At 44.9% G+C, this 717-nt stretch carries 1 protein-coding gene; it reads left to right on the top strand.

Annotated elements, in window-relative coordinates; translation table 11 throughout:
- Positions 1 to 717, top strand: a 717-nt coding sequence (locus ICN41_RS11205) for an AMP-binding protein (RefSeq protein ID WP_216293010.1), incomplete at both ends; no start/stop codon positions are given.

Below are 717 nucleotides of genomic sequence, written 5' to 3' on the forward strand. Positions count from 1 at the left end.
AAGCAGCTGAGCTAGCGACTTACTCGGCTGCGCCAATACAAGACAGTGAGTTAGTAGCGCCACTGCTACCACTGAACCTAGCCTACCTGATCTATACCTCTGGGAGTACTGGTAAGCCTAAGGGGGTAGCCATCTCTCATAGCGGATTAAATAATTACCTTAAGTGGGCAAATGATGAATATCGTCCGGCTAATGGAAATGGTGCCCCTATTAATACCTCCATTGCCTTTGATGCCACGATTACAAGTCTCTGGCTACCGCTAATTAATGGCAAAACCATTCAGGTGTTTGATGACGAGAATGATATTGAAGGCTTAGCAAAACAATTAGTGAGGAGTCCTGATTTTTCCTTAGTCAAGTTAACACCAATTCATTTAGATGCATTACGCAATTTATTAGATCCCAAGGATCTACCAAAACAAGCTCGCGTATTCGTAGTCGGTGGTGAGCAGTTAACTTATCCCATGGTTGAATTTTGGTCCAAAAATGCACCTAATTCACGGATCATTAATGAGTATGGGCCAACAGAATCAGTGGTTGGATGCGCAGTATTTGAAGTCGATCACAACACGATTTATGAAGGGGCCATTCCCATTGGCTACCCCATCTGGAACACCCAACTCTATGTTCTAGATGCCAACTTAGAGCCGGTGCCTACTGGCGTGGTGGGTGAGCTTTATATTGCGGGGATGGGTTTAGCAAGGGGTTACTTAGGAC

The sequence above is a fragment of the Polynucleobacter sp. 15G-AUS-farblos genome, assembly GCF_018882445.1.
GTDB lineage: Bacteria > Pseudomonadota > Gammaproteobacteria > Burkholderiales > Burkholderiaceae > Polynucleobacter.